This is a genomic window from Thermogemmatispora argillosa (genome assembly GCF_059696725.1).
The window spans coordinates 4,523,938-4,543,463 of record NZ_AP019377.1 but is presented as its reverse complement, the minus strand read 5'-3'; the positions used below and the strand labels follow the sequence as shown (position 1 = coordinate 4,543,463).

Sequence of the window (19,526 nt, the reverse complement as noted above, 5' to 3'; positions counted from 1 at the left end):
GATCGATGTACTATGCAACAGTATGAGCAAGCGCAGGCTCTCCATCAGGAAGAGCAGCGCGCACAGTTCTTGCGGCGCTATCTGGAGGCGCTGGAGAGCGGCGATGAGGAGGCCCTGCTCAGGCTGACGCAGGAGGCCAGTACCGACGCCAGTTTAGAGCGCCTGATGCTGGAGGCAAATGCGGCCTGGGCGGAGGAGGAGGGCCAGACGGTGAGCGCCGCCGAGGGCGAGGAGGCGCGCCGGCGGCTGCGGCAGGTGCTGGCCAGGGCCGGCAGGACGGGCGATCAGCCGAAGCCCTCGGTCGCGCCCGCCTCTGAGGGGGCGCTGCTGGGCGCGGCGGGGCCACGCGTGCGCCCGGTGCAGCTTCCGCAGGGGCGCCGTGTGCCCGTCCGGCAGGTGCTGCGCCGCTCGTGGATGGCGATCGCGGCGGCGGTCTTGCTCTTGGCCCTGCTGTTGGTCGGGACCAGCACCGGGCTGGCGGCGACCCTCCTGTCGTTCTTTAGTGTGCAGCGCTTCCAGCCGGTGACGGTCAGTCAGCAGGCCATGCAGTCGGCCCAGTTCCCGTCGTTGCGCGATCTGGGTGAGGTGCAGGCGTCGCCAGGTCTGCTGCAGCCGCAGCGCAATTTGACGCGCGCCGAGGCTGAGCGGCTCGCCGGTTTCGCGCTGAAGTTGCCGGCCCAGTTGCCAGCGGGCTTCAGCGGACGGCAGCCGGTCTTTGATGTGCTGGAAGGCGGCCAGGCCACCTTTATCTTCCGGGCGGCCAGCGCGCGCGCCTATTTGACGCGCATCGGACATGCTGAGGTGCCGGTCCCGGCGCAGTTGGACGGGGCAACCTTTGTGATCCATGTCTCGCGCATTGTCGAGGCGCACTATGTGAGCAGTGGCGGCAAGCTGTTGGCGATTTTGCAGACGCCGTCGCCGACGATCGAGGCTACGGGTAAGGCTTCGCTGGAGGATCTGCGCGCTTTCTTGCTCTCGCTACCGGGGCTGCCCTCTTCGCTGGTGCAGCAGTTGCGGCAGATCGATTTGCGCAGTGGGACGGTGCCGATCCCCGTGCTGACCGGGATGACTTCCCAGGCGGTGACGGTCCAGGGTCAGGCGGGTCTCTTGCTGACCAGTCAGCAGTTGGCGTCGTCTAAGAAGGTGACTGATCTGCCGGACGGGGTGGCCGTGCTCTGGCAGGCTCAGGGGTATATCTATCTGCTGAGTGAGAGCGGTGGCGATCAGCATGAGCTGCTGCGTGCGGCGAATAGTCTGCAGTAAGCGGTAGCCTGGGCTGGCCGCGCTCCGCGACGGCTCTGGCAGGCGTTCGTGTTCCATAACGCTTCATTTCACTCCATTCCGTTCCGTCCCGTTCCGTACCTGCCCCTCGCTGTGAGGTCGAGCGGCAGATCGGCGGAAGCTGGGTGGCGGCCAGTCCGCTGCGGCGGCTTCTGTTCGATCTGCCGCCGTTTTGTGCGTAGCGTACGGGGCGAGTAAGGGTCAGGCGCGCGCCTGGCCTCGGAGCGTGGGAGGGAGGGAGGGGGGGCGCCCTCTCGCCGGGTAGGGTGGTGGCTCTCGCGCTGCTGCCGCGAGGTCTTGACAGATTGGCCAGCGCCAGGCAGACTACGACCCAGGTGACCGATTGACAGAGAGGAGCAATACGGGCTGATGAGTGCAGAGCGACAGCCAGGGAGTCGTGAGCCGGCGATCGAGGTCGAAGGGCTGACGAAGCTCTATCATCGGTTGCTGGCCGTTGATCATATCAGCTTTGTGACCTATCGCGGTGAGGCGTTCGGCTTTTTGGGGCCGAATGGGGCGGGCAAGAGTACGGTGGTCAAGATCTTGACGGGTCTGGTGCAGCCGACCGAAGGGACGGTACGCCTGTTGGGGCGCCCGCTGGGCGATCGCGAGGTGCGGCACCGCATCGGCTATTTGCCGGAGTTGCCAACCTTTCATCGTTGGCTGACGGCAGAGGAGTTTTTGCAGTTTCATGGTTCGCTCTATGGTATGAGCGGTTCGCTGCTGCGGGCGCGCATTGAGGAGGTGTTGGCTCTGGTCGGGCTGGCAGGCCGCGAGCGCCAGCGGCTGGGGACGTTTTCGAAAGGGATGTTGCAGCGCATCGGTCTGGCGCAGGCTTTGCTGAACCGCCCGGAGCTGTTGATTATCGATGAGCTGTCGACGGGTCTCGACCCGGTCGGACAGCACGATTTGCGCAGCTTGTTGCTCGATTTGAAGCGGGCCGGCACGAGTATCTTTATCAATTCTCATCAGCTTCCCGATGTTGAGGCGCTCTGCGATCGGGTGGCGATTATCAATCTGGGGCGCATTTTGAAGGTGGGGGCGCCGGAGGAGCTGTTTGATGAGCCGCTGCTTGTGGAGGTGCGCGCCGAGCCGCTGAGTGAGGCCCTGCTGCAACAGTTCGCCCGGCTGGCGCTGTCGGTGGAGCGCGATCCGTACGATCCCTGCCGCGTGTTGCTGCGTTTGCGGCGCGAGGAGCAGAGCGCCGAGGTGGCCGCGGCGGTCCATGCCTGCGGGGCGCGTCTTTATCGGCTGGCTCCGCATCGGCGCTCGCTGGAACAGGTCTTTTTGCGTACGATCGAGCTGTCGCGCAGTTTGCAATAGGTCTGGGGAGTCAGGCAGGCAGGCAGACAGGTAGGAAAGAAGGAGGTAGCGCGCTGCTATGGGCTGGGCGGTGATCGCTCGCTTTACGCTCAAGGAGATTGTGCGCCGCCGCATCTTTGTGGCGGTGGTGCTGCTGACGCTGCTGCTGTTGGGCCTCTTTACGCTCTTGTTGAGCGCGCTGGTCGATAATCTGCAGCGGGTCCAGCCCGCTGATTTCGATCTGTTGCTGTTGGGGATCGGGGCTTTGATGGCGGTGCTGGCCACCTGGTCGGTCTATTTGCAGTCGAGTCTGATGACGCTGCTGCTGACGGCGGGGATGCTTTCGGGCGAGATCGAGGCGGGAACGCTGGCGGTGATTGTGCCGAAGCCGTTGCATCGCGTGGAGATCGTCTTTGGGAAGTGGCTGGCTTATGCGCTGGTGCTGGGGGGCTATACGGCGCTGTTGGAGCTGGGCTTTCTGGGGGTGATCTATTGGAAGACGGGCTATTGGCCCGATGGGATGGGGCAGGCATTGGGTCTGTTGGAGCTGGGGATGTTGAGTCTCTTGGCGCTGCTGACGCTGGGAAGCGCCAGCTTGCCTACGCTGGCCAATGGGGCGATGGCGGCTTTGCTTTTTCTGGCGGCGCCGATCGCCAGTTTTACTCAGGTGGTGACGCAGATTACGGGGGAGAGTGCTACGGTGGAGCGCATCAGGACGGTCTTTGAGTTGCTGATGCCCGCCGATGCGCTCTGGCATGCGGCGTCTGCGGCCCTGCTGCCGCCGGCGGCTCAGGACCTGATCGGGTTGCATCAGGTGCAGAATCTGCCGATCATTGGGGCCCAGGCCTTGACGCCGGCGATGGCGCTCTGGGTGGCGCTCTATATTGTGGTGCTGCCGCTGTTGGGGATGCTGCGCTTTGCGCACCGCGATCTGTGAGGGCGCGGGAGGGGGCCGCAGGCGCCGGGTCGCCAGGTCGGCGGGCGGGATGGCCGGCTGATCCGGTCCCTCCCGCCGGGCAGGGCAGGGCAAGGGGAACAGCGCGCAGGCGCTCGCATCCAGGCGGCGCGGGCGCGGCGCTGTTCCCGCTCGCTCTATGACCAACGCCATGAAGTTGCTGCCTGCGTCCTGTCAGGCAAGGTCGCGCAAAAGATGGGCCTGGATCGGCTGACGTAGGGTACGTAATGCCTTGACTTCGATTTGGCGGATGCGTTCGCGCGTCAGTTTGAAGTGCGCGCTTAGCTCTTCCAGGGTGTGACAGTAGCCGTCGGCCAGGCCGTAACGCATTTCAATGACTTGTCGCTCACGTTGGTTGAGGAGTTCGAGGGCGCTGGCGATCTGGTCGCGTAAGGCCCGATGGGTGACGGCCTCCGCCGGAGCGGTGGCGCGCGTGTCTTCCAGGGTGTCGGCCAGGTGATAGGGTTCGTCGTCGGTCAGGGGCGCGTCCAGTGAAATGGGATTCTCGGCCATGCCCTGGAGTTCGACGACGCGCTCTTTGCTGAGTCGGGCCACGCGCGCGATCTCTTCGGCTTCGGGATCACGCCCCAGCTCCTGGTAGAGGTGGCGCGTGATGCGTTTGATCTTGTAGATCATTTCGACAACGTGCACCGGGATGTGTATGGTGCGCGTGTGTTCGGCTACCGCGCGGCTGATGGCCTGGCGTATCCACCAGGTGGCATACGTGCTGAAGCGAAAGCCCCGCGAGGGGTCGAATTTTTGGGCCGCGCGGATGAGGCCAAGGTTGCCTTCTTGGACCAGGTCGAGCAGCGAGATGCCTTGCGTGTTGTAGCGCTTGGCAATGCTGACGACAAGCCGCAGGTTGGATTCGACGAGCCGTTGCTGAGCTTCGATGTCCCCTTCGGCAACGCGCCGCGCTAGCTCCATCTCTTCTTCGGCGCTCAGTAGCGGGTAGCGCCCGATCTCTCCTAGATATTTGCGGATGGCGTTGTCTAGGGTCTCGTCCTCTTCCTCTTCTTCTAGCCCTTCTTCGTCTCCGGCGACAAGGTCGTCGTCGTCTTGAAAGAGTTCGTCGTCGTCCTGGTAGAAGGCCAGGACGGGATCTTCGTGACATCCGTGCTTCGCTTTGCGCGCGCTCCTCGATGTTCTTCGCGCATTGGTTGGCATAGCTTTTTTCCTGACTCCTTTACCTCTCATAACCACTTCCCACTCATTGGTTGCCGGGGCAAAACCCGAAATTTTTTCGGTCTCTTTCCCCCCATCTTTCTTCTTTGCAAGAAATGTGCCAATATAGAAGTAGGCGCGTCTATGACGATTTTTTCATGCTTTTGTGCTCACAATAGTGCCGGCTTGCCGTAAATTTTTTCAGGGTGGTGCGGATTTTTCCACAGTGCTCCTGGCGCTCCGCGAAAAGGCGGCTGGTTCCGGTTCTGTGTTGATGGGAAAGGTGAGGCGTTGTTTTGCTTTGTCTTGCTCGCTGGCTGGCTGGCTGCTGCGCCTGGGGCAGCAGGCGGGTCCGGGCGGGTGGGCTGCGTTCGACTGGTTTGAGAAAGTGGATGGCCCGGTTATGCATGTTTTCCGTCGCTCGCAGGTTGTCTCTTCCGCGGCGCGCGTTCGGCTGTGTGTGCGCTGCGGGCGGGTGCTGCGTCCCGGGGTGGGACGCTGTGGGTTTTGTGGTCGTGCGGTGGCCGTTTCTTGGGGGAAGGTGCGCAGTGGGGAGGTTGGGCGCTCGCCTCTCTGGCGGCGCGGGCGCCCGTCTAGACCGGGTGGGCGGGCGGTTTCGGGGGGAGAGGCGGCGCTCTCGGTGGGCGGGCCGGAGGTGGCGCGCCGCCGGGGGCTGGCTGAGCTGCCAACGCGTCCGCTGCTGCGGGTGGAGCGGGTGCGCTCGGGGGCTGCTGTGGGCGAGGGGCTGGCGGGACAGCGTCGGGCGCGGGCTGAGGCTCGACGGGCGCGGCTGGCGCTGGTGACGACGCTGCCGCTGCGCCAGGTGGGTGCTGTTGGTGGGTCGCCGACGCCGCCGTCGTTTCCTTCGCTGGCGAGTTGGCCGCGCGGGCGCTCGCGGGCTGAGCGGGGGCTGTGGTTCGGGGGAACGGCGGTGCTGTTGGGGCTGGTGATGGCGCTGGCCTGGGGGATGCTGCTGGGTCCGGGGTGGCCGTTGACGGTTTCGCGCGCCTGGCTGCCTGCGGGTCGGGCCACGGCTCCGGCGCATGGGATGGCGGCGCCGACGCTGACGCCGGCGTCGGGGCTGCGTTTGTGGTTGCTGGCCGGGGATGGGGAGCCTTTGCGGCCCGGGATGCGGCTGCGGGTGGCGGGCAGTGGTTTTAGTGCCTTTGCGCCGGTGCGTTTCTGGTTGGATGGCCGGTTGCCGTTTGTGGATGAGCGCGGCTGGCCGCTGTTGGTCGAGGCGGATGGGGCCGGCGCTTTTACGGCAACGCTGCGTCTGGCGCCGCAGTGGCCGCCGGGCCGTCATTTTGTGCTGGCGCGCGATCTGCAGACGGGCCAGGGGACCTGGTTGGCGCTGAGGCTGGGGCCGGCTTCGGCTCCGACGCCAATCGCCAGGCCGTGGCCTTCGTCGGGGCCGGCGGCCGGGCCGTGAGGTGGCTGCGGGGCTGCTCTGTCGCCGTGCCTTGCATCGCCGGGCTGTTGCTGCGCCGTCTCGGGCCGGGCCGGGTGGGCGTGATATAATCCAGTGGTTGTCTGTTGTCTGCGCTCTTCGCCTGGCGACAGGTGGGAGGCCGGCAGAAAAAGGAAGGAAGGAAAGAAGGACGGTTGACGATGGCTGAGACGATGACTCCTTATGAGCGGGTGCGCGCGGCTCTGGCCGGGGAGGCGGTGGACCGCGTGCCGTTTGTGTTCTGGCATCATTTCCGGCCCGAGGGGTCGGGCCAGCGTCTGGCTCAGATGACGCTGGAGTTTTTTGTGGAGAAGTTCGCGCTGGATATTATTAAGGTGATGCCGGATCTGCCGTATCCGCTGCCGACGGATGGGTCGGCGCGCCTGGAGGAGCTGGCGGGACATCCGCGCCTGGATCTGACGACGCCGAGTTTTCGTGAGCAGGTGGTGTGTGTGCGGGCGATCCGCGAGCGGGTGGGGCCGGAGTATCCGCTGATCGTGACGCTGTTTAGTCCGTTGACGTATGTGCTGCGGGCGATCGGGAAGCGTCAGGGGGTGGCGCTGATCCGGGCTCAGCCGGAGGCGGCGCGCCGGGCAATGGAGACGATCGCGGCCAATTTGCGCTTGTTGATGGGCGAGTTGATTCGGGCGGGGGCGAGCGGGATTTTCTTTTCGTGCATGGGGGCGACGACGGCGGATTTTACGCGCGAGGAGTACGGCGAGTTGGGTCGCCCGTACGATCTGGCGGCCCTGGAGGGGGCGCAGGGCGGCTGGTTGAATGTGGTGCATGTGCATGCCGATCCCGATCAGACTGAGGATGAGGTCTATTTTGAGAGTTTTGTGGATTATCCGGTGCAGGTGATGAGTTGGAGCGATCGTTTGACGGGGCCGAGCTTGAGTGAGGCGCTGCAGTTGACGTCGAAGGCGTTGATGGGCGGTTTGCATGAGCGGGGGCCGCTGACGCGCGGCAGCGAGGAGGAGCTGAAGAATGAGATGTTGTCGGCGATCTCGCAGACGAATGCGCGGCGCTTGATTCTGGCGAATGGGTGTTCGGTGCCGGATGAAACGCCGGAGGAGTGGCTGCATCTGGCACGCCGCTTGCTGGAGACGCCGGGGTTGGCGCGCTCGCAGTGAGAAGGGACGGGCGTGAGTGCAGGCCTGGGGCTGAGAGTATCCCCCTGGGAGCAGAGCGGCACCGCCGCCGCCAGGTCGAGCGGCCAGGCAGGCGCGGGGAGGTCAGCCGATCTGCTCCAGCTCGCGCCGGCGTTGTTCTTCGGAGACGTCTTCTATGAGTTCGGTCACCGGCACCCCCAGGGCCAGCGCCAGCCGGTCCAGGGTGTCGGTCCTGATCACGTGGTAGGGATTATGAAAGAGGGCCCTGACGATGTTATAGCTGATCTCGGAGCGCTGCGATAGCTTGTTCATCGACACGCCCTTCGCCTCGGCCACTTCCCTCACGCGCAGGCGTAACATCTCTGTTCTATCTCCTCGCTGATTAGCTTCTCTACTATTGCGCAGCGCCACAGAGCCTTTGAGATCATCATGGCCTTACTCATCATCGGGGAATGTTCGAGCACTGCCAACCTGACGCGGCCTTCCTTGCTACTCATAACTGATGTTCCTCTTCAGCTATGACTATAAGATATTTTGGCCTACACCTGGCAAGTTGTTAATCTCCCTGCCCTGTCTCACGCCTCCACTGCTCTTCAGGCACATCTTCAATTAGCTCGGTCACAGGCACGCGCAAAGCCCTGGCAAGGCGCTGCAAGGTGTCCGTTGTGACCACGTGATAAGGATCGCGAAAGATCTCCTTGATGATGTTGTAGCTAACCTCAGATCTCTGAGAAAGCTTAGTTCTTGATATGCCTTTTGCTTCCGCAACCTCCTTCACGCGAAGGCGCAGCATCAGGTGACCTCGCTTTTTCCCTACTATAACAAGAGGTTAGAAAGCGAGGTAGTCCCGTTATATTCTCGTTTCTAATGTTATCTCTCTAAAGTTATGTTATAATACTATTGTATATAAACTATAGTAACTTTAATGACTATATCCAGTGCGGTAAGCCCAGAGCCACAGGTAGCCAAGCCAAGAGAGAGGCAAATTACTGATCAAATTGCCTTCATTTCTGACAGCTAACATATCGATGCCCCCAATGATGTAGATACTATATTGACTAGAGTATGCTCTCTATGATAAGCTTATAGCAGTGAACAGCCGGCAACAAAATGAAGAAGAGCAGCCAGATTGAGAGCTGAGCTGCGACGACGGAAGGCACAGCGATTGATCAGCGGGTGAAGGGCATTGGGATTGAAAGGAAACGAGGCAGGAAGGAGAATACGAGAGTGAAGGCAGAGAGTGAGGTAGCGCGGCTGCGGCGGCAGATTGAGGAGGAGTATGCGGCGGCCTTATGGGGGCTGAGGGGGCTGGCCTGCTGGGCGCGGCACGACTTTATCAACGCGCGCATGGGGCGACTGGCCGAGCTAGAGGAGGCCTTGAGCGCGCATATAGGGCTAGAGCGAGCGCAAGAGGAGATGGCGGCGGCCTATGAGCGGCAGCGGCGAGCGCTGCGGGCTGTTGCCTCTGAGCGAGAAAGGACGGAGGATGATGGCCGAGAGTGAAGTAGCGCGGCTGTTAGAGCAGATCGAGAGGGCCTATGAAGCGGCCTTTCGGGGGCTAGCGGGGCTGGCCTGTTATGCGCGACACGACTTTATCAATGCGCGCATGCAGCACATTGGGGAGCTGGGGCATGAGCTGAGCCTTTACGTGGGGTCGGAGCGGGCGCTGACGGCGGTATTAGAGATACACGATCGCTGTGTCAGGAGGTACCTGTGTCATGACAGCGGTGGCAGCGGAAGCGGCGAGCCAGGCGCGCGGGGCGAGTGAGGTGGGGCGAGGGCCGCTGTGGACGGTGGCCCAACTGCGGCGGCGCTGTGGCGGGCTCACGGCGTCTGAGCTGGCGCGATTGGCGGGGGTGCCGTTGCGCACGGTTTACTTGATGGAGATAGGAGGGGCAGTCAAGCGCGAGGAGGCGCGGCGAGTGCTGCTTGTTCTGCGCGAGCGGCTGGCGGGTTGTGGTCTGGGGGAGATCGGTGTTGTCGGGGGCTTTATCGTCAGCGAGGAGTTGCAGCGGCAGGCCTGGCGGGTGCTCACAGAGAGCGACTTTCGGCTCTTTGTGTATGGGAGTCAGGTGCCGCTGCCTCCTCTGGCGGGTGACCAGGCTGGTGCGGACGCTGGTACAGGCGTTAGTAGTGGTGTTGGTACAGGCGCCGCGACGGGGGATGCGAAGCCGGCGCCTGTGGTGCCGCTGGTCCTGGCCGGTGCTGGTAGAGACATCGGGAGAGACATTAGTACAGGCAACGCTGCGGCTGTCGCCGGTTCGGGCCTGTCCCTGGTAGAGGCTGATGTCGGTAGAGACATCGGGAGAGACATTAGTACAGGCAACGCTGCGGCTGTCGCCGGTTCGGGCCTGTCCCTGGTAGAGGCTGATGTCGGTAGAGACATCGGGAGAGACATTAGTACAGGCAACGCTGCGGCTGTCGCCGGTTCGGGCCTGTCCCTGGTAGAGGCTGATGTCGGTAGAGACATCGGGAGAGACATTAGTACAGGCAACGCTGCGGCTGTCGCCGGTTCGGGCCTGTCTCTGGTAGAGGCTGATGTCGGTAGAGACATCGGGAGAGACATTAGTACAGGCAACGTGACAGAGGATCAGGGGAGTGTGGCCGGTGTAGTCGTGAGCGACGCTGGTCCGGGTGGCGGTAGAGGTGGGAGGAGAGGCAGCGAGGCAGCGGGAGCGGAGGCGGACGGAGCTGCTGAGGCAGGGCGGGCGGAGCGGGGGCGGGTGCGACCGTTGAGCGTGGGAGGGGCGACCTCAGTTTCGGCGGGAGCGGCGCGACTGGGGCGCTGGGCGAGGAGCCAGCGTTTGAGCAGGATACCATTTCCCTAGTTGCTTTGCTTACCGAGCTCTCTCTGATCCGAGTTTCCGCTTTGTTCCGAGCGGGGGGAGTCGGCGCGTGTTCTCAGCGGGAGCTGGGGCGCGAGCTGGCTCCTCTTGTTTTTTGTGGGTATGGGTATGTGGGCGAGTGGAGGGGGGGATTGGTATCCGTCAAAGTGGAGGAAAGAGCCGTTTTGTAGGAATGTAGTGTATTGTCGCCGGGCTAGTCGGGGGGCGATGCCCGGGGCAATACACTATTCTTTTTATATTGTACCTCTTTTTCAGCATTTTATTCCTCTTTCTTTCTTTCCGTATCCTCGGATCTTTCAGTATCCTCTAGCGGATTGTCCCCTATGCAACCGGAGGTCAGATTTTTCCCAGCAAAAAAATCTGACTCTTTCAGCATCCTCTGGCGGATCGCCTCCTCTGCAATCGGAGGTCAGATTTTTCCCAGCAAAAAAATCTGACTCTTTCAGCATCCTCTGGCGGATCGGCCCCTCTGCAACCCGAGGTCAGATTTTTCCCAGCAAAAAAATCTGACTCTTTCAGCACCCTCTGGCGGATCGCCTCCTCTGCAACGCCAGGTAGCTGAGCGCTGGGCGCGGGAGGTCTACGTCTTTCAGTATCCTCTAGCGGATCGTCCCCTCTGCAACCATAGATGATGTGCATATGGGGGGAGGATGTATTGATCTTTCAGTATCCTCTAGCGGATCGTCCCCTCTGCAACCGGCGACGCCGGCGTCAGATTGAGGATGAAATTCATGGTCTTTCAGTATCCTCTAGCGGATCGTCCCCTCTGCAACGCTGATAGAGATCATCCAGGCGCGGATCTGACCAGCCCTTTCAGTATCCTCTAGCGGATCGTCCCCTCTGCAACTCAAACGCGTGCGGCGCAATCTAACAATGCCGGAACCTTTCAGTATCCTCTAGCGGATCGTCCCCTCTGCAACTCAAACGCGTGCGGCGCAATCTAACAATGCCGGAACCTTTCAGTATCCTCTAGCGGATCGTCCCCTCTGCAACTCAAACGCGTGCGGCGCAATCTAACAATGCCGGAACCTTTCAGTATCCTCTAGCGGATCGTCCCCTCTGCAACTCAAACGCGTGCGGCGCAATCTAACAATGCCGGAACCTTTCAGTATCCTCTAGCGGATCGTCCCCTCTGCAACTCAAACGCGTGCGGCGCAATCTAACAATGCCGGAACCTTTCAGTATCCTCTAGCGGATCGTCCCCTCTGCAACTCAAACGCGTGCGGCGCAATCTAACAATGCCGGAACCTTTCAGTATCCTCTAGCGGATCGTCCCCTCTGCAACTCAAACGCGTGCGGCGCAATCTAACAATGCCGGAACCTTTCAGTATCCTCTAGCGGATCGTCCCCTCTGCAACTCAAACGCGTGCGGCGCAATCTAACAATGCCGGAACCTTTCAGTATCCTCTAGCGGATCGTCCCCTCTGCAACTCAAACGCGTGCGGCGCAATCTAACAATGCCGGAACCTTTCAGTATCCTCTAGCGGATCGTCCCCTCTGCAACAGCTCCTCTAATCCCAGTCCCTCCCCCCTCGGGGGACTTTCAGTATCCTCTAGCGGATCGTCCCCTCTGCAACACAACCGCACAGGTGTCCAGTGTTGAACACTTGTGCGGCTTTCAGTATCCTCTAGCGGATCGTCCCCTCTGCAACAGCCGGTGACGTTGAGAGTGGATTGTTCTTTATATGAACTTTCAGTATCCTCTAGCGGATCGTCCCCTCTGCAACATTAAAAAAACTCATCTGACTGAATGTACTCGTAAAACTTTCAGTATCCTCTAGCGGATCGTCCCCTCTGCAACACGGTAACTGACCAGCCGTCGAGCTGTACAGGTTATACTTTCAGTATCCTCTAGCGGATCGTCCCCTCTGCAACAGTTAGCCCAATGCACTGGGCCGGTGGAAACTAGGCTTTCAGTATCCTCTAGCGGATCGTCCCCTCTGCAACTCAGCGCGGAGATTGACCGCGAAAGCGGAGGAACCTTTCAGTATCCTCTAGCGGATCGTCCCCTCTGCAACTTTGTCCGTTGAGTAGCTTGATGCGCTCCGGCTGTTCACTTTCAGTATCCTCTAGCGGATCGTCCCCTCTGCAACATTACGATACGACATACGAGAAACATAAGATTTTTTGCTTTCAGTATCCTCTAGCGGATCGTCCCCTCTGCAACGCTTGCCACCGGGACGGCGTATCTCTTCGGAGAGCGTCTTTCAGTATCCTCTAGCGGATCGTCCCCTCTGCAACCTCGTCATGTGTCGTCATGTCGTTTCCACCGGTTTGCTGTCTTTCAGTATCCTCTAGCGGATCGTCCCCTCTGCAACTTCCGTACTCTTGATACACGCCGTACTTCACGGATCTTTCAGTATCCTCTAGCGGATCGTCCCCTCTGCAACTATGATTTGATTATCTACCAAGAGCAGATTTTGCAACTTTCAGTATCCTCTAGCGGATCGTCCCCTCTGCAACATACAATGCGTGGACATTGAGAACGGCGCGTGGGGAAACTTTCAGTATCCTCTAGCGGATCGTCCCCTCTGCAACATACAATGCGTGGACATTGAGAACGGCGCGTGGGGAAACTTTCAGTATCCTCTAGCGGATCGTCCCCTCTGCAACGAAACAGACGCGCAAGCTCGTCGCGGTCGCTCATCGGCTTTCAGTATCCTCTAGCGGATCGTCCCCTCTGCAACCGCAGCCGGCGCGAGGGGGGTCGGGATACTTCTTTCATATTCTATAACGATCGAGGCCCCATTTTTGGCATCTGAGCGCCTCGTTTTTTCCCTCCCCCGGGTCCAAAAATCTATCGTATCACGACCTTTCTCGAAACTCGTTTTCTGCAGCGCGCAAGGGGCGAGTTTCGAGAAAGCACCAATAGAAACTATCATCCTTTACCTGCAAAACGGGCATGAAACCGGCCCATTCGGGCCAGATTCCGAGGGTCCTCCCCAGTGACCCGAGGAGAGTTTCGAAAGAGGCCCTCACAAAGGCCATGACAAAGGGGGGTTCGGCCCACCACCCTCATTGCGTCCGGCCCCGCCTCACCAGGCACGGACCAGCCCCCACCGCCGTCGCGATCACCGCTCCCAGCCGCGCCGCACCAACGGCCAGGCCGTTCGGCGCGCCACAGCGGGAGAGCGACGCCCCGAGGAAAAAAGCAGAACAGGAAACGGGAAGCAGAAAAAAACCTGGCCAGAGCCAGGAGAGAGGAGCACACCAGCCGCCGCCGACCCCGTCAGGGCCAGACAACCGCCCCAACCAGGGACCCGCCCAGGCGCACCGGCGCGGCAGAATCGACCGGAGAAGAGAGCAGAACACGAGAGAGCAGGGCAGGGGCGCGCCGTCGCCTCATCAGCCCTGGCACGCCACCTCCTGCCCACGCTGGCGCCGGCGCAGCCGTCCCCACAGCACCAGGCACAACAGCAGCGCCTCCGCCGACGCCGAACCTGACAGACTCAGCGACACCGCCAGAATCCGCTGTTCGCCCGACAGCCAGACAAACAGCCCCACCATCAGCCCCACCCGCGTCAACAACGCAAAAACATTCGTCAGCAGCGGCGTCCGTGCATCCTTGAGCGCATAAAAACTGCGCGCCACCACATCCCCGACGCAGACCCCCGGCAAGCCCACCACATACCCGAATAGCGCCAGATTCGTCAACCAGGCCGAATGATCATCAAAAGCCCCGTGGCGGAAGAGCAAATCGATCACCAACAGCCCCAGCGCCCCCAAAGCCAGAGCCGACAACAAACTCAGCGCCAGCGACGAACCAATCACCTGCCCAAAGAGGCGACGCAAACGGCCATAGCGGCCCTCCAGCTCCAGGCGCGCCATGCGAGGCAGCGCCGCCTGACCGATAGCCTGCGCAATCAGCGACACCGGCAAATAAAACAACATATAGGCATTATGCAGAGCCGCCAGACTCGCCAGATCCGGCAGAAACGACGTCACCGTCGTCTCCAGAATCGAACTCGCATAGGCCACCGCCACCGCCAGCATACTCGGCACAAAGAGCGCCATCACCTCGCGCAAGCCAGGATAGCGCAGATTCCAGGCGAAGACATAGCGGCCCCCCTGCTGCCAGAGGGCCGGAAGCTGGACCACAATCTGCAGCGCCGCCGCCAGCAAGACCCCCAGCGTCGGCCCGTAAATGCCCACCCCCGGCACGGCCAGCGCCACCAGCAAGCCAGCAATCAAGCCCACATTATAGACCGCCGTCGCCAGCGCCGGCAGCAAAAACTGCTCACGACTACTCAAAATCGCCGTCACAATCGTCCCCAGGCCCAGCAACAGCGGCTGAATCAACATAATGCGCGTCAGACGGATCGTCAGCTCCTGCACCGCCGGCGGATAGCCCGGCACCAAAATATGAACCACAAAGGCCGGCGCCAGCAAACAGCCCAGCAGCAGCAAGACCGTCAGCGCCACCAGCAAGACATTAAAGACCAGACTGGCCAGATACCAGGCTTCGCGCTGATCGCCCCGCCGCTGATAAGCCACAAAGACCGGAATAAAGGCCTGCGTCAGCGCCCCGCCGGCCACCAGATTAAACAGCGTATCGGGCAAGCGATAGGCCGCATAATAGGCATTAGCCTCCGGCCCCGTCCCGAAGAGGGCATTAAAGAGCGCCTGGCGCACCACCCCCAGCCCCTTCGACGCCAAAATACCCAGCATCAACAACAGCGCCGCCTCCATCACCGAGAAGCGGCGCACAGTCAGGCCCCGACCCGGGCGCAGGCCAGCCAGACTGAACGGCAAGCGCAGCCCCCACAGCGACCAGCCCCGTTCCGTCTCCTCCTCCTCCTCGGCCTCCCCCCCAGCCAGCCCCGGATCAGCCAGCGCCGGCGCCTCGCTCGCCGCAATACCCGTCGTCGGATCAATCAAACGTGGTGCTCGCTCAGGAATGGGAGCCTCCTTCTCGACAGCAAATTCTCGTCCATCGCCTCTGCTCTGGCGTACAGAGAAGATTATACCAGCCCCCGCGCGCGAGCAGACACCGCTCCCTCAAAAAAGTACTCCCAGTCCTCGCCCGCGCGCGAGCAGGGCGGTCCTGGTCCGGGCCAGCACCCCACAAAAAAAAGGCTGTCCGTGTGGGAGAACGGCCAGCCTCTGTAGCGTTACCTGGGAAAGAAACCAGAGTTAACGAACAAGAAACACCGAGAAGTAAGTAAGCAAGACCGCAGATAGCCCCGTGCAGCCTTCACCACACCAGAGCGCGCGTGGCGCACGAGGCCATACCCAGAAGCGTGAGCCTACCTACGCCTGAGCCTGCGTCTGAGCGCTCTTCGGGCGCCGCCGACTGATCGAGCCGCCCTTACGACCGGCGGCCTGGGCCTCCTCGCTGGTCCACTTATGCGCCGTGCCCAGCGCATGGGCCGCCTTACCGCCCTTGCTGGCAATCTCGCGCTTCTTCTCCGGGCTCATGGAAGCGAAACCACGACCACGACCTTTCTGATTTTGCATGCTGTGCTCTCCTTCTTCTTCTTTTCTTCGTCTTCTGCGTTCAAGCGCTAGAAAAGTTGCTGTTACCGACACGCAAGCGCCAACCGCAGCGAACCCGCTGCGACAGGCTGGCGTGCCTCCTGCCTTGTAGCAGTCGGGGTGCATTCCCTACTGTTAGGATAACAGGCACATGGGGAGAAGAACAAGTCAACAATACGCCTCTACCAAAAAGTTTCAGCTTTCTTTAAGGTTAGCCAGAGCATGTCAACCGAAGACCGACCGCTGAGCGCCGGGGGCCAGCCCGCTCAGCCCTGGTCGGCGCCAGGCGGGCCGGCAGACCGCCTGACAGATTGGTTGCTTGACCGACAGCGCACAAAAAGCGCAGACGGGAGCACAGGCATGCACGCACGCACGCACACAGGCACAATCAGCGCAGGATCAAGCGAGCTTGGGCCTACATTGCAGATCTGATCTTGGTCTGGGGACGCGCCGACGCCGGCGCACCAATTGGGCGATACGTTCCTTTCTGCTCGATTACGAGGCCTGATGCTCGGAAGAACTCTGATGCTGTGGCCGCTGGGTCAGATCGCGGATCAAGCGCACCATCTCATCGATAGCAAAAGGCTTCTCAAGGAGCTGGACCTGCAACCCCTGCACCTCGGCATCCTCGGGCTCGGTCAGGGTGGCAGCGGTCGTCAAGATAATGGGGAGCGAGCGATACTGAGGGAGACTGCGGACCTGTTGGATCACCTCAATCCCGGAGACCAGCCCGGGCAAGCGCCAGTCAACGATCAGGAGATCGGGCGAGGGGGCCTGATTCTGCGCGGCACCCCGGAGCGCATTCAGGCATTCCTCAGCAGTAGGGTAAATCGTGACGCTATAGCCCTCGTCCTGCAAGACGAGCAGGAGCATCTCCTGAATGGCGGAATCATCTTCTAACAGGCTGATATGCATGGCCTCGTCCCTACCTTGTTGAGTCTCACTATCATTCCAGCCACACTATATCAAACTGGACTATATTTCGCAAGTAGGGGTCGCGGCCACAGCGAGCCTGAAAACGCGCCTCACTGGCCGGCCCGGCGCCTTGCCGGGGAGCGGCAGACCGGTGCCCGGAACGCGGGGAGCGGGCGCTAAGCGAAGGAGCTAACCCGCGCGGCCAGCCGCCTCGGGCAGAGCCGTGGCCAGCGGCAGCGTAAAGGTCACGCGTGTCCCCTCGCCGGCGCGGCTGCGCAACTGGATACGTCCGCCCATCGCCTCGACCAGGCGGCGCGTAATATAGAGGCCCAGGCCCACACCTGGCATACACCCACTGCCTGGCTGCTCCAGGCGGCTAAAGGGTCGGAAGAGGCGCGCCTGCTGTTCGGGCGCGATGCCGATCCCCTGATCGCAGACACTAATCTGCATCATCGCGCTCGCACTCGCGCTCGCGCCCGCGCCGGCCTGCTGATCGCGCAGGACGGAAGCCTCAAGGGAGATCACGCCCCCGGCCGGAGAATATTTCACTGCATTTTCCAGCAAATTTGTCAGCACCTGCTGCACGCGGTCGGCATCGGCCCAGACGGGAGGAAGCGGCTCACCAAAGCGGCAGCGAAAGGCATACTTGCCGGGTGTCTCGCGTTCGACGCGCTGGCGGATCAACTCAACGGAGCGGCGACAGAGGGTAGCGATATCCAGCGGGGCGCAGCGCAGCGCGAGATGGTTGGCATGAATGCGCGACACATCGAGCAAATCGCCGGCCAGGGCCTCCAAATGACTGACCTGCTCCATAATCACCTCAAGATAATGGCGCTGGAGTTCCTCCGGCAAACCATCGCCGCCCTTGCGTCCCTGGCCCGCCGGACCATAGGCCTGGAGCAAGCTGGCATAGCCCTTAATCGCCGTCAACGGTGTCCGCAGCTCATGGCTGACCATTGAAATAAACTCATACTTCAACTGATCCAGTTCCGAGGGCGAGGCCGGGCAGAGCCGTCTCCCAGCGGGGCCGGCGCCGCCCTCTCCCGAGGGCAAGCGCGCCAGTGCCAGGCGAGGCCGTGCGGGCAGCTCCTCTGACGGGGCAGGAGAGCGAGCGGACTGCGAGAGGCGGCGCAAGTGCTGCTCCAGCTCGCGAGCCAGCCGCGAGAGGAGGGCCGTCAGCAGCCGACTTTCGCCCGCCGCGAAGGCTGTGGGCCGCTCATCGAAGAGCAGCAGGCTGCCCAGCACACCCGCCGGGCGCTCCAGCGGCGCCGCCGCCACACTACCGATGGCCAGAGCGTGGCGCAGAGCCGGGCCAGCCTCGCACCAGTGCACGCGCCCGCTCTGAGCGGCAATATCCAGCAGCGCGCGCACCTGCTCATAGCGCAACAGCGCCCGCAGCGTCTCCTGACTGCAGCCATAGCAGCCGACATAGCCGGCAGAGACGGGGACAAAGAGATCGAGCAGGGGATGACGGACCGACTCATCGGGGCACCCGAGCAGCAGGCCTGCCGCCTGACAATCGACCAGCTCGCGCGCTCGCTGGGCCACGCGCCAGGCCAGCACCTGCACATCTCCATCGGCTGTCATGCTACCTTCCCTCCCGCTTACACCACGTGACTCCCAGAGTTTCCCTTTTAGTATATGCTCCCTCACAACAAGCGGGGTGCCCGTCGAGCCGCTTCCTCGCGGAGGCCTTGCCCCCGCGGGCGTCGCTGGCAGCCGTGGTAGTGGCGCAGAGCATGAGCAGAGCGAGTACAGCGAGCAGCAAGGCCGAGAGATGGGCCGGCGTCGTCTTCTCTCCCGTTTGCGCTGGCCCGCGCTATGGCCCGTCTCTCTTCCGATGATCACCTAGCTGATCATATCCTCGGTGAACCAGATCCAGCCGTTAGGGGCCACATAGACGCCGATCCCGATCTGATGGAGCGTCGTGCTGAAGAGATGAATGTGGTGCCAGCCCGTTGCCGGCTCATTGGCCATGCTTGCCTGAATGCTATAGGCGCCGCCCCAGGGCGTCGGATAGGGGCCGGCCAGGCCAATATTCTCGCCGCAGTCGCTGAAAGTAAAGCCCTCGTTAGCGATGCGCGTACACTGTGGCAGGCCATCAGGACAGGTATGGCTGAAACCGCAATGATACATATTCCAACTATGCAGGCGGGCGCCACCCGAGAGCGTCGTATTCCAGACAAAGGGAGGCAGACCGCAGGCGGCCCGATCCTGATTGATCTGCTGAAAGAGCTTCTGAGTCAGCATGATCTCCTCAGCGGTCAGAGCTGGCGGCTGCCCGTAAGGAGCGCTGCCCTTGCCCGTGGAGGCAATCGCAGAGGCGGCGGGGACGGCGCCACCCGTCGCGGGGGCGGTCGCGCCACAGACATGCGCGTTACTGGTGCTGGTCTGCGTAGCCGGGGTTGGCGTCGGCGTGGGGGTAGCGCGCTGACTGGGGATGACAATGCTCGTCGGCCTGGGATGCTGCTCCAGATTGCCAAAGGCATCGCCCACGGTGCGGGTCGTTGGAGACGTCCCCTGCTGTGACCCGTGCGACCCGCCAGCGTTCCCACAGGCCACACAGAAGGCCAGGAGACAGAGGGCCAGGATGAGGCTGAGGTGTGCGCGACGCATGCGGCTCGGACTCATGGCTCTCGCTCCGCTCCTTTCTTCACTACGCGCTCGCTTCGACGCTCTATCCCTGTTCTTGCTTTGTCGATCGCCAGGGAACAGTGTAGCATGGTCAGCAGCAGTCGAGCAGCAGAGCAAGCGAGAAGTGGTACTTTCGGGCGAGAGCCAGGAGAAGGCCATGAAGCATCAGATCATTCGCGCGGCAGCAGCGCAAGCAGGTCAGCAACTGGCTTTACCTGGCGGCGGCTCGCTCTCAGCGCTCTACCGGGCGAGCGGCCCTGTGAGCGGAGCGGAGGCCCAGAGCGAGCGCCGGGCCGGGACCGCGACGAGACGCAAGCGGCGACCTGGCAGGTTTGCAGCGGCAACGGAGCTGAGCCGGGCGCCATCTGCCCGCCTCCGGCGAGCGGGCGTCA

The 19,526-nt window shown here is 62.1% G+C and carries 16 protein-coding genes and 1 CRISPR repeat array; of the genes, 8 read left to right on the top strand and 8 right to left on the bottom strand.

The annotated features are described in order from the left end of the window. Positions 1-12 precede the first annotated feature (12 nt). From AC6H1L_RS17845 to AC6H1L_RS17835, 3 genes are all read left to right on the top strand, one after another. Positions 13-1,263: a hypothetical protein gene (locus AC6H1L_RS17845; protein WP_497598819.1), complete on the top strand. Its 1,251-nt coding sequence runs from the start codon at positions 13-15 to the stop codon at positions 1,261-1,263. Positions 1,264-1,650: 387 nt separating this feature from the next. After that, a complete protein-coding gene (locus AC6H1L_RS17840) occupies positions 1,651-2,604 on the top strand; it encodes an ABC transporter ATP-binding protein (RefSeq protein ID WP_497598818.1) in 954 nt (317 codons plus the stop codon). A 58-nt stretch (positions 2,605-2,662) separates the two neighbouring features. Then, the gene (locus AC6H1L_RS17835) at positions 2,663-3,520 is read left to right on the top strand and encodes an ABC transporter permease (protein WP_497598817.1); all 858 of its coding nucleotides are present in this window, start codon (positions 2,663-2,665) and stop codon (positions 3,518-3,520) included. Between the two features lie 192 nt (positions 3,521-3,712). Here the strand turns inward: AC6H1L_RS17835 and AC6H1L_RS17830 are convergent, their stop codons facing one another. Next, positions 3,713-4,705, bottom strand: a complete 993-nt coding sequence (locus tag AC6H1L_RS17830; protein WP_497598816.1) for a sigma-70 family RNA polymerase sigma factor — start codon at positions 4,703-4,705, stop codon at positions 3,713-3,715. Positions 4,706-4,976: 271 nt separating this feature from the next. On the opposite strand from AC6H1L_RS17830, the gene AC6H1L_RS17825 reads away from it, so the two are divergent. Next, on the top strand, positions 4,977-6,134 hold the full coding sequence (locus AC6H1L_RS17825) for a hypothetical protein (RefSeq protein ID WP_497598815.1): 1,158 nt from the start codon (positions 4,977-4,979) through the stop codon (positions 6,132-6,134). A 179-nt stretch (positions 6,135-6,313) separates the two neighbouring features. Then, positions 6,314-7,285 (top strand): uroporphyrinogen decarboxylase family protein, encoded by a 972-nt coding sequence (locus AC6H1L_RS17820; RefSeq protein WP_497598814.1) that lies wholly within the window; start codon positions 6,314-6,316, stop codon positions 7,283-7,285. Between the two features lie 102 nt (positions 7,286-7,387). Here AC6H1L_RS17820 and AC6H1L_RS17815 read toward each other — a convergent pair whose 3' ends face one another. Together AC6H1L_RS17815 and AC6H1L_RS17810 are read right to left on the bottom strand one after the other, a co-directional pair. Further along, a complete protein-coding gene (locus tag AC6H1L_RS17815) occupies positions 7,388-7,624 on the bottom strand; it encodes a helix-turn-helix domain-containing protein (protein WP_497598813.1) in 237 nt (78 codons plus the stop codon). Between the two features lie 196 nt (positions 7,625-7,820). Continuing rightward, positions 7,821-8,057: a helix-turn-helix domain-containing protein gene (locus tag AC6H1L_RS17810; protein ID WP_497598812.1), complete on the bottom strand. Its 237-nt coding sequence runs from the start codon at positions 8,055-8,057 to the stop codon at positions 7,821-7,823. Between the two features lie 434 nt (positions 8,058-8,491). Here AC6H1L_RS17810 and AC6H1L_RS17805 point away from each other — a divergent pair, with 434 nt between their 5' ends. Genes AC6H1L_RS17805 through AC6H1L_RS17795 form a run of 3 tightly spaced genes read left to right on the top strand, consistent with a single transcriptional unit; the run spans position 8,492 to position 10,092 of the window. Further along, positions 8,492-8,767, top strand: coding sequence for a hypothetical protein (locus AC6H1L_RS17805; RefSeq protein ID WP_497598811.1), 276 nt, complete (start codon positions 8,492-8,494; stop codon positions 8,765-8,767). After that, complete coding sequence (locus tag AC6H1L_RS17800; RefSeq protein ID WP_497598810.1) at positions 8,751-9,032, top strand: hypothetical protein; 282 nt, start codon at positions 8,751-8,753, stop codon at positions 9,030-9,032. The genes AC6H1L_RS17805 and AC6H1L_RS17800 overlap by 17 nt, the downstream gene beginning before the upstream one ends. Next, on the top strand, positions 8,983-10,092 hold the full coding sequence (locus AC6H1L_RS17795; protein ID WP_497598809.1) for a helix-turn-helix domain-containing protein: 1,110 nt from the start codon (positions 8,983-8,985) through the stop codon (positions 10,090-10,092). Before AC6H1L_RS17800 ends, AC6H1L_RS17795 begins: the two co-directional genes overlap by 50 nt. A 311-nt stretch (positions 10,093-10,403) precedes the next feature. Beyond that, positions 10,404-12,797: a CRISPR direct-repeat array (repeat unit 37 nt; unit sequence CTTTCAGTATCCTCTAGCGGATCGTCCCCTCTGCAAC). 658 nt (positions 12,798-13,455) lie between these two features. On the opposite strand, the gene murJ is transcribed toward AC6H1L_RS17795, so the two are convergent. The 5 genes from murJ to AC6H1L_RS17770 all read right to left on the bottom strand — a co-directional run bounded on the left by murJ (position 13,456) and on the right by AC6H1L_RS17770 (position 19,116). Then, on the bottom strand, positions 13,456-14,988 hold the full coding sequence (gene murJ / locus AC6H1L_RS17790) for a murein biosynthesis integral membrane protein MurJ (protein WP_497598808.1): 1,533 nt from the start codon (positions 14,986-14,988) through the stop codon (positions 13,456-13,458). 372 nt (positions 14,989-15,360) lie between these two features. After that, positions 15,361-15,567: a KGG domain-containing protein gene (locus AC6H1L_RS17785; RefSeq protein WP_297166151.1), complete on the bottom strand. Its 207-nt coding sequence runs from the start codon at positions 15,565-15,567 to the stop codon at positions 15,361-15,363. Positions 15,568-16,080: 513 nt separating this feature from the next. After that, the gene (locus AC6H1L_RS17780; RefSeq protein WP_497598807.1) at positions 16,081-16,500 is read right to left on the bottom strand and encodes a response regulator; all 420 of its coding nucleotides are present in this window, start codon (positions 16,498-16,500) and stop codon (positions 16,081-16,083) included. 189 nt (positions 16,501-16,689) lie between these two features. Continuing rightward, entirely contained in the window at positions 16,690-18,087 is a 1,398-nt protein-coding gene (locus AC6H1L_RS17775; protein ID WP_497598806.1) for a sensor histidine kinase, read from the bottom strand. Positions 18,088-18,348: 261 nt separating this feature from the next. Then, positions 18,349-19,116 carry a CAP domain-containing protein gene (locus tag AC6H1L_RS17770; RefSeq protein ID WP_497598805.1) on the bottom strand — a complete coding sequence of 256 codons (768 nt, stop codon included), beginning with the start codon at positions 19,114-19,116 and terminating at the stop codon, positions 18,349-18,351. Positions 19,117-19,526 lie beyond the last annotated feature (410 nt).